The 9,087-nt window shown below is 69.2% G+C and carries 8 protein-coding genes and 1 pseudogene; all 9 read left to right on the top strand.

Going from position 1 to position 9,087, the window contains the following annotated elements; genetic code table 11:
- Positions 1-888 precede the first annotated feature (888 nt).
- Complete coding sequence (locus C5E10_RS18610; RefSeq protein ID WP_104332925.1) at positions 889-2,190, top strand: DUF6379 domain-containing protein; 1,302 nt, start codon at positions 889-891, stop codon at positions 2,188-2,190.
- A 72-nt stretch (positions 2,191-2,262) separates the two neighbouring features.
- The gene (locus C5E10_RS18615; protein WP_104332926.1) at positions 2,263-3,057 is read left to right on the top strand and encodes a TIM barrel protein; all 795 of its coding nucleotides are present in this window, start codon (positions 2,263-2,265) and stop codon (positions 3,055-3,057) included.
- Positions 3,054-4,640, top strand: coding sequence for a GMC oxidoreductase (locus C5E10_RS18620; RefSeq protein ID WP_104332927.1), 1,587 nt, complete (start codon positions 3,054-3,056; stop codon positions 4,638-4,640). Before C5E10_RS18615 ends, C5E10_RS18620 begins: the two co-directional genes overlap by 4 nt.
- 30 nt (positions 4,641-4,670) lie before the next feature.
- Positions 4,671-5,066, top strand: a complete 396-nt coding sequence (locus tag C5E10_RS18625) for a DUF6379 domain-containing protein (RefSeq protein ID WP_104239787.1) — start codon at positions 4,671-4,673, stop codon at positions 5,064-5,066.
- Positions 5,063-6,166, top strand: a complete 1,104-nt coding sequence (locus C5E10_RS18630; protein ID WP_104332928.1) for a sugar phosphate isomerase/epimerase — start codon at positions 5,063-5,065, stop codon at positions 6,164-6,166. The genes C5E10_RS18625 and C5E10_RS18630 overlap by 4 nt, the downstream gene beginning before the upstream one ends.
- 25 nt (positions 6,167-6,191) lie before the next feature.
- A complete protein-coding gene (locus C5E10_RS18635; protein ID WP_104239785.1) occupies positions 6,192-7,235 on the top strand; it encodes a sugar phosphate isomerase/epimerase in 1,044 nt (347 codons plus the stop codon).
- 17 nt (positions 7,236-7,252) lie between these two features.
- Positions 7,253-7,651 (top strand): DUF6379 domain-containing protein, encoded by a 399-nt coding sequence (locus C5E10_RS18640; RefSeq protein WP_104332929.1) that lies wholly within the window; start codon positions 7,253-7,255, stop codon positions 7,649-7,651.
- Complete coding sequence (locus C5E10_RS18645; RefSeq protein WP_104332930.1) at positions 7,648-8,802, top strand: Gfo/Idh/MocA family protein; 1,155 nt, start codon at positions 7,648-7,650, stop codon at positions 8,800-8,802. The genes C5E10_RS18640 and C5E10_RS18645 overlap by 4 nt, the downstream gene beginning before the upstream one ends.
- 45 nt (positions 8,803-8,847) lie before the next feature.
- Positions 8,848-9,087 (top strand): annotated as a pseudogene (locus tag C5E10_RS18650) (sugar phosphate isomerase/epimerase); the annotation flags it as partial.

Below are 9,087 nucleotides of genomic sequence, written 5' to 3' on the forward strand. Positions count from 1 at the left end.
GGGTTGTGCAGGCGGAGGGGCTCCCGTAAGTGCGCATGGCCCAGGTCTGTGGGCGCGCGGGCGCGGGGAGGCGCGTGGGCGGGCGGGGTTCTGCGCAGACCTGGGGATTGCGCAGGCTGTGGGGCGCCCGCAGGTGCGCAAGGCCCAGGTCTGTGGGCGCGTGGGTGCGGTTCTGCGCAGACCTGGGGGTTGCGCAGGCGGACGGGCGCCTGCAGGTGCGGAAGTCCCAGGTCTGTGAGTGCGTGGGCGCGCGGGCAGGGTTCTGCGCAGACCTGGGGGTTGTGCAGGCTGTGGGGCTCCGGCGAGTGCGCAAGGCCCAGGTCTGGAGGCGCGCGGGCGCGGGGAGGCGCGTGCGCGGGCAGGGTTCTGCACAGACCTGGGGGTTGTGCAGGCTGTGGGGCTCCCGCAGGTGCGCATGGCCCGGGTCTGTGGGCGCGCGGGCAGGGGTCTGCGTAGACCTGGGGTTGCGCATGCGAAAGGGTGCCCGCAGGTGCGGAAGGCACAGGTCTGGAGGCGCGTGGGTGCGTGGACGGGGATCTGCGCAGACCTGGGGGTTGCGCAGGTGAAAGGGCGCCCGCAGGTGCGGAAAGCACAGGACTGTGGGCGCGTGGGCGCGGGGAGGCGCGTGCGTGAGCGGGGTTCTGCGCAGACCTGGGGGTTGTGCAGGCGCAACGGCGCCCGCAGGTGCGCATGGCCCAGGTCTGTGGGCCGACTGAGTTGAGGGCGGACGGGCGGCGACGGGCGGCGGCGGGTTCCGGATGCTCGGGCACCGCTATTGCTGCCGGCTCGACCGCATCCGCAGCACCTAAGGCGCACATCAGCCTTTCTTATGACTGAAACCGACATAAGTGCGTAGAGTGGACGCACAGACACAGAGAGTGAGCAACGATGCTTCTCGAGAGAGACCTCATCCAGTCCGTCGGCTTCCGCAACGTGCGCGAGGGCGGCACGGTCACCGGGTTCCAATTCCAGCTCCGCATGCCCTCGTACCGCGGCATGGCGGCCTCGCTCATCGACGGGGTCGGCGTGCAGATCCCCGGCGTCATCGACGTGGACCCGACCGTCCCGCTCTGGACGCTCCAGGGGAACACGTACACGCTCGAGGAGCTGTGGGTGTCGAAGGATGTGCGCTGGCAGCTCGACGAGCCCGCCACCGTCACCGTCCCCCTCGAGGGTGGCCTGCCGGACGGCGTGCACGAGCTCTCGGTCGACCTGCGCCTGCGGATGTCGTACATCCCGCTCGAGCACCAGCCGAGCCGCTACCAGGTCTCCAAGCACGTGACGCTGACCCCAGAGGCGCAGGGTGCGCGGTTCAAATACGGCGTCTCCCTTTACAGCTACATGGGCGACTACGGCACGGTCATGGACCTCGAGACTGCGCTGCGCTCGATCGCCGACCTCGGCGCCACTGGCGTCGAGATCCTCGGCGAGGGGCACATCCCCAACTACCCCAACCCGAGTGACGAGTGGGTCGACGAGTGGTTCGCGCTGCTCGACAAGTACTCGCTCGAGCCGACGAACTACGGCTCCTGGATCGACACGCGGCTCTTCTCGAGCGGAGCGCAGGCGCGCGACCTCACCGCGGCGGAGGGTGCCGAGATCCTGCAGCGTGACCTGCGCCTCGCCAAGCGGCTCGGCTTCAGGTTCGTGCGCCCGAAGATCGGCGTCGTCACGAGTGACCTCGTGCCGCACCACAGCTGGACGGAAGCCGTCGAGCTGAGCCTCCCCCTCGCCGAGGAACTCGACGTCATCATCTGCCCGGAGATCCACTCGCCGACGCCCATCAAGCACGAGGTCGTCGACGACTACATCGCGCTCATCACGCGCACCGGCACGAAGCACTTCGGGCTGCTCCTCGACACCGGCATCTTCCAGGACCGGCCGATCCCGCTGCGGCCGGGCGAGCTGCCGGGCAAGCGCCCCGACTTCCTCGACGGCATCGGCGTCGACCCGGCCGACATCGCCGGAATCATCGAGCACGTCGTGTTCATCCAGGCCAAGTTCCACGACATCGACGAGCACCTCGAGGACCAGCAGATCCCCTGGGAGTCGGTGCTCAAGGCCCTCAAGGACGCCGGGTACACGGGCTACCTCTCGAGCGAATACGAGGGCGAGCGCGAACCGTGGCGCTCCATCGAGCAGGTCCGCCGCCAGCACTCCCTCATCCGTCAGCTCGCCGACCGCCTCTAGCGCATCGCCCGCCTCGGGCTTCGACCTCCACGCGTCGACCCCTCACTCTTCGAACCTCGCAAAGGACCAGCCATGTACCAGCTCGCACCGAACATCGAACTCCTCTTCACCGAAGCCGGCGACTACCACGACCGAGTCCGCGCCGCCTCGGCTGCCGGCTTCGACGCCGTCGAGATGTGGGGACCGACGGGCAAGGACGCGCCCGCCAAGCCCAAGGACATCCCCGCCCTCAAGGCGGCCCTGCAGGAGACCGGCACGCAGCTCACGGCACAGCTCGCCGAGCCGCGCACGCAGTTCATGATCCCGCCGAAGGACCACTCCTTCTTCTACCAGTGCCTGGACGAGGGCGTCGCCATCGCGCAGGACCTCGGCTGCCCTCGCCTCGTCGTCGGCAGCGGCACGGGCTTCGGCGGCTCGAAGCGGCAGACGCAGCTCGACGAGCTCATCGCCATCTATGAGAAGGCCATCGCCCAGATCGAGGGCTCCGGCATCACCCTCGTGCTCGAGCCGGTCAACATCCGCGTCGACCACCCCGGCTCGCTCCTCGACCGCACCTCCGAGGCCGTCTACGTCGCCCGCGGCGTCGACTCCCCGAACTTCGGCGTGCTCTACGACATCTACCACTCCGCCGTCGAGGGCGAGGACATGGCGGCCGAGCTCGCCAACGCCGGAGACATCGTCAAGTACGTGCAGCTGGCGGATGCGCCGGGCCGCGGCGAGCCCGGCAGCGGCTCGCTCGACTGGGCCGAGAAGTTCTCCGTGCTGCGCGCATCCGGCTACGACGGCCCCATCGGCCTCGAGTACTACCCGACCACGGAGTCCGCGGCATCGGTGGCCTTCGTGAAGGAAGCCGCGGCGTCGGCATGAGCCGCTACCCGGAGCGCGTCGACGTCGCCATCGTCGGCAGCGGACCAGCCGGCGCGAGCTACGCGCGCATCCTGAGCGAGACGGCACCCGAGCTGCGCATCGCGATGTTCGAGGTCGGGCCGACCGTCTCGAACCCGCCAGGCGCGCACGTCAAGAACATCGAGGACCTCGAAGCTCGGAGCTCCGCCCAGCGGCGCTCCGAGGGGCCGGGCGAAGCGGCCTCCAAGCTCAACAGCCCCGTCGCCCTCGCGCAGGGGAAGCGACAGTCGCGCCCGGGCACGTACATCCTCCCCGACGGCGACTTCTCGGTCGACGGCGGCGACGGGATGCCCGTCGCGGCGATGTCGAGCAATGTGGGCGGCATGTCCGCCCACTGGACGGGTGCCTGCCCGCGCCCGGGCGAGAGCGAGCGCATCAGCTTCCTCGACGCGACGGGCGAACTCGACGAACTTCTCGGCGAGGCCGAGCGCCTGCTCGGCGTCACGACCGACGCGTTCGAGGGTGCCCCCTTCAGCCAGCTCATCCGTGACCGGCTCTCGCCGGTGGTCGACGAGGGCCGCGAGCCTGCCGCCCGCGTGCAGCGGATGCCGCTCGCCGTGCGGCGCCGTGACGACGGGCGCCTCGTCTGGTCGGGCTCCGACGTCGTCCTCGGCGACGTGACACGCGAGAACCCCAACTTCGAGCTCTTCGATGAGTCCCTCGTCACCAGGACCGTGCTCGGCGACGACGGCGCGGTCGCGGGAGTCGAGGTGCGCGACCTCAGCGAGGCCGGCGCAGCGCAGCTCAGCGTGGTCGCGGCCCGAGTGGTCGTCGTGGCCGCCGACGCGCTCCGCACACCGCAGGTCCTGTGGGCCTCCGGGATCCGGCCCGACGCGCTCGGCCGCTACCTCAACGACCAGTCGCAGGTCGTCTTCGCCGCCCGGATCACAGGCATCGAAGCGCCGGGGGCATCGGCGGCCGCCGTGCAGGACAAGACCGCTGGCGCCATCAGCGAGACGAGTGGCGTCAGCTGGGTGCCGTACACCGACGCGAAGCCGTTCCACGGGCAGATCATGCAGCTCGACGCGTCCCCCGTGCCGGTCGCGGTCGACGACGCCGTCATCCCCGGCTCCATCGTGGGGCTCGGCATGTTCTGCGCGAAGGAGCTGCAGCGCGACGACCGCGTGCTCTTCACCGAAGGGCACCTCGACAGCTACGGGATGCCCGCCGTGCGCATCCACTACACCGCCACCGACAAGGACCGAGCGGTGATGGATGCGGCGGAGGCCGAGCTGCGCGTGCTCGGCGACGCCGTCGGCGAACCCCTCGACGAACGCGTCATCCGCCTCCCCTTCGGCGCATCCCTGCACTACCAGGGCACGACCCGCATGGGCGAGACCGACGACGGCGAGAGCGTCTGCTCGCCGACGAGCGAGGTCTGGGGCGTGCCGGGGCTCTACGTCGCCGGCAACGGCGTCATCCCGACCTCGACCGCCTGCAACCCCACCCTCACGAGCGTCGCGCTCGCCGTGAAGGGCGCCCGCGACGTCGCGGCGAAGCTCACCACCGCACCAGCGCTCGCGTCGCAGGCGACAGAGCACTGACCATGACTGACAACTGGCTAGGAGGCCACCATGATTCCTGATCGGATCATCGAGCAGGACACGCTCAAGACGAACGGCACACGCACCTCGGTGGAGGTGCGCCTGCCCTGGTACCGCTCGCTGCCCGCATCCTGCATCTCCGAGTTCGGCCTCTCGGTCGACGGCATCGCCGCCCCGCTCGAGTCGCTGCGCTGGACCATGAACGGCAGGACCTACGCACCGGATGAGCTCGCCGGCGACACGAGCGAGTGGTGGTTCCCGACGGACTCCGTCGTCGTCGAAGGCGACATCCCCATCACGGCGGGAGACGGAGACCACACGGTCGACGTCGACCTGAAGCTCTACATCCCGTACATCATCACCGACCACGGGGTGCTCCGCATCGAAGAACACAACTCCAAGACGATGAAGGCGGTCTCCGCATGAGCAGCGAGCTCGGCACCCCCATCCAGGGGGTCACCCTCTACAGCTTCACCCGCGCGTTCCACGGGCGCGAGTACGACCTCGAAGGGCTCATCCGCAAGGTCGCGGCCGAGGGCTTCGGGCCCGGCCTCGAGCTCATCGGGTTCTCGAGCATCCGAGGCTTCCCGAACATCACCGACGAGTTCGCCGGCTGGTTCTCCGACCTCGTCGAGGAGCTCGACCTGGTCCGCACCTCGCTCGCGGTCAACGCCGACATCGGCATCCACCGCGACCGCCTGCTCTCGCAGGACGAGCTCGTCGAGTACATGACGCGGCAGATCGAGGCGGCCGCCAAGCTCGGCTTCCCGGTCGCCCGCGTGCAGATCTCCATCACACCCGACTCCATGGAGCAGCTCGCGCCAATCGCCGAGAAGCACGGCGTGACGCTGGCCCTCGAGGTGCACGCCGACCAGTACGCCTCGCACCCCCGCATTCTCGCGCTCCGCGACCGCTTCGAGCAGGTCGGCTCCCCGTACCTCGGCTTCACCGCCGACTGGGGCGCCACCACCAAGGCGTTCGCCCCATCCGCCGTCGAGGCCTACCGCCGCCGCGGCGCCTCGGAGGAGCTGCTCACCGAGCTCGTCGAGCTGTGGGACGGCTACTACGCGGAGGGACCGCCCGCCGACCAGGGCGTGCACGGCAAGCGCTTCGGCTCCTTCATCGGCCTCGCCGCGAAGCACGGGCGCCCCGACTTCGGCATCGACTTCGCCATCAACGGCACCGGCCTCTTCGGCCCGGCCCGCGTCGAGGACTGGCTCGAGATCATGCCGTGGGTCAAGCACGTGCACGGCAAGTTCTTCGGCATCGACGAGCACGGGGAGGAGCCCTCGGTTCCCGTCCGCGAGCTCATCGCGCTGCTCGTCGAGCAGGGTTACTCCGGCGCCGTCTCGAGCGAGTACGAGGGCTGGCACTGGAACCACTGGCAGAGCCCGTTCGACATCATCCGCGCCGAGCACGCCGTCCAGCGCTCCGCGGCTGCGGATGCGGGCTCGCGCATGATCACCGACCCCGCTGAGGCGCGGCGCATCCTCGCCGCCCACCATGCACTGCCCGTACGCAGCTGACCGCCGCGACCAGAAGGAGAACACCATGACAGATGGCATCGCAGGAACGGGCATCAAGCTCGGCATCACCCTCTACTCGCTCACCTCGGAGTTCGCGGCCGGCCTCTACACGCCGGAGACGCTCGTCGAGGCCGTGCACAAGGAGGGCCTGGGCACCGGCGTCGAGTTCAACATCGCGCAGCTGCTGCGCACCTACCCGGACACCGACCACGAGTTCGTGAAGTTCTGGCGCGACACCCTCGAGCGCTACGAGCTGGAGCCCAGCGCCGTCGGCACGAACCTCGACATGGGGCGCCGCAAGGACCGCGACATGACGCCGGATGAGGAGTACGAGTTCTTCGCCCGCCAGCTCGCAACGGCGAACGACTTCGGGTTCCGCACCGTCGTCATCCGCTCGGCAGGCAAGGAGCTGCTCGCGCGACTCCTGCCGCTCGCAGAGAAGTACGACCAGCGCCTCGGCTACGAGATCCACGCCCCCTCCGGCCCGAACGCCCCGCAGATCCACGCGATCCGCGAGATGTACGAGGACCTCGGCAGCGACCGCCTCGGCTTCACCGCCGACTTCAGCTCGACGATGCACAGCCTCTCGCCGCGGCTGCTGCGCACCCTGAGCAGCATGGGCATGCCGGAGGAGTACTTCCCCGTCATGGACGAGATCTGGCGCCGCCCGCAGCCGATGCACGTGCGCAACCAGGCCTTCGAGGACTTCCTCACGGCCGAGAAGTTCGACTTCGCCCGCCTCGGCCCGTTCACGCGCCTCGCGTTCAACATGCACGGTCTCGTCGAGCCGGAGGAGTGGCTCGACATCATGCCGCAGATGTTCCACGTGCACGCGAAGTTCTACGACATCGACGAGCACGGCCAGGAGCCGGCCATGGACACGGCGCGCATCGTGCGCCAGTTCGTCAAGGGCGGCTACCAGGGCTACCTCTCCAGCGAGTGGGAGGGCCACGCTTTCGCCGACCTCGGTGAGAGCGACCCGGTCGAGCAGGTGCGTCAGCAGCACGCGCTCATGCGCCGTGCCATCGAAGAGACTGCGGCCGAGGCGAACAGCCTCACGGTCGCCTGAGGCTAGGGAACAGACACATGGCAACTCACAATTCGCTCTTCGCCGAGAAGGACGTCACCCGGCGCGAGGACGGCATCAGCGTCTCCGTGCAGATCCCCTGGTACCGCAGCCTCTGGCTGTCGGCCGTCGACAACGTCGAGGTCAACGTCAACGGGGTGTCCGTCCCGAAGGACAGGCTGCGCTTCGACCTCGCCGGACGCTCCTACGCGATCGACGAGCTGCCCGACCAGTCGGAGACCCTCTGGTTCCTCTCCGACCGGCCCGACATCGTCATCCAGCTGGATGAGGTGCCCGCCGCCGGCGACAAGCTCACGGTCGAGGTCGTGCTCACGATGCGACTCCTCTACATGCAGATCGCGCCGGGCCGCTATGTCACCAACCGCGTCCCCGTCGAGCGCGAAGTGGTCCTCGCATGACCCGGCCGTTGCGCGTGGCCATGATCGGCTACGGCTTCATGGGGGCCGCTCACTCGGTCGGCTGGCGGCAGGCGCCTCGCGTCTTCGGCCTGCCAGCCGAGGTCGAGATGGCGCTTGTGGTCGGGCGCAACGGCAACGCGGTCGCGGAGGCCGCGAAGCAGTGGGGCTGGCAGGAGTCGGCCACCGACTGGCGTGAGGTCATCGGGCGAGACGACATCGACATCGTCGACATCGTCACGCCGGGTGACTCGCACGCCGAGATCGCCATCGCGGCGCTCGAGGCGGGCAAGCACGTCATCGTCGAGAAGCCGCTCTCCAACACGGTCGCCGAGGGCGAGGCGATGGCGGATGCGGCTGCGCGCGCAGCAGAGCGCGGCGTGAGGTCGATGGTCGGCTTCACCTACCGCCGCGTGCCGGCCGTGACACTGCTCCGCGACCTCATCGCCGAGGGCAGGATCGGGCGCATCCACCGGGTGCGTGCGTCCTACCAGCAGGACTGGCTGGTCGACCCGGATGCACCGCTCTCGTGGCGCCTGCAGAAGGAGCTCGCGGGTTCGGGCGCGCTCGGCGACATCGGGGCGCACGCCATCGACCTCACGCAGTTCGTCACGGGCCAGAGCGTCGACCGGGTCTCCGGCACGATCGACACGATCATCGCCGAGCGTCCGCTCGCCGACGGCTCTGGCACTGGGGCGGTGACCGTCGACGACATCGCGATCTTCACCGGACGGCTCTCGGGCGGGGCGCTCGCCTCGTTCGACGCGAGCCGCTTCGCCACGGGCCGCAAGAACGCGCTCGCCATCGAGGTCTCCGGCGAGTTCGGCGCCCTCGCCTGGAACTTCGAGGACCTCAACTCGCTGCAGTACTACGACCGCACGGCGGACAGCCGGGCGCAGGGGTTCGCGCAGATCCTCGTGACCGAGCCCGAACATCCGTACGTCTCAGCCTGGTGGCCGGCCGGTCACATGCTCGGCTACGAGCACGGCTTCACCCACCAGGTCGTCGACCTCGTCACCGCCATCGCCGACGGCACCCCGCTGCACTCGAGCTTCGAAGAAGGGCTCAGCGTGCAGCGGGTGCTCGACGCCGTCGAGCGCAGCTCGGCCGCGGAGAGCGCGTGGGTCGAGACCCGCTCCGCCGTCGCTGTCTGAGCAGCGCGGCCCAAGCATTCGAGAACGTTAATTAAGAGGAGAAGCATGTCTCGTCCTGTCACGTTGTTCACCGGTCAGTGGGCCGATCTGCCGTTCGAGGAGGTCGCTCGCCTTGCGGGGGAGTGGGGGTACGACGGTTTGGAGATCGCGTGCTGGGGCGATCATCTGGATCCGTGGCGTTGGGATGACGCCGAGTACGTCCAGGGGCGGCTCGACATCCTCGAGCGCAATGGTCTGAAGGTGTGGACGATCTCGAACCATCTCAAGGGGCAGGTCGTGTGCGAC

This window comes from Pseudoclavibacter sp. RFBG4, assembly GCF_002931515.1.
Lineage (GTDB): Bacteria > Actinomycetota > Actinomycetes > Actinomycetales > Microbacteriaceae > Pseudoclavibacter.

What these genes read in the sequence shown, in the direction of transcription:
- C5E10_RS18610 (WP_104332925.1), top strand. Translation starts at nt 889, where the DNA reads ATGCTTCTCGAGAGAGACCTCATCCAGTCCGTCGGCTTCCGCAACGTG.
- C5E10_RS18615 (WP_104332926.1), top strand. Translation starts at nt 2,263, where the DNA reads ATGTACCAGCTCGCACCGAACATCGAACTCCTCTTCACCGAAGCCGGC.
- C5E10_RS18620 (WP_104332927.1), top strand. Translation starts at nt 3,054, where the DNA reads ATGAGCCGCTACCCGGAGCGCGTCGACGTCGCCATCGTCGGCAGCGGA.
- C5E10_RS18625 (WP_104239787.1), top strand. Translation starts at nt 4,671, where the DNA reads ATGATTCCTGATCGGATCATCGAGCAGGACACGCTCAAGACGAACGGC.
- C5E10_RS18630 (WP_104332928.1), top strand. Translation starts at nt 5,063, where the DNA reads ATGAGCAGCGAGCTCGGCACCCCCATCCAGGGGGTCACCCTCTACAGC.
- C5E10_RS18635 (WP_104239785.1), top strand. Translation starts at nt 6,192, where the DNA reads ATGACAGATGGCATCGCAGGAACGGGCATCAAGCTCGGCATCACCCTC.
- C5E10_RS18640 (WP_104332929.1), top strand. Translation starts at nt 7,253, where the DNA reads ATGGCAACTCACAATTCGCTCTTCGCCGAGAAGGACGTCACCCGGCGC.
- C5E10_RS18645 (WP_104332930.1), top strand. Translation starts at nt 7,648, where the DNA reads ATGACCCGGCCGTTGCGCGTGGCCATGATCGGCTACGGCTTCATGGGG.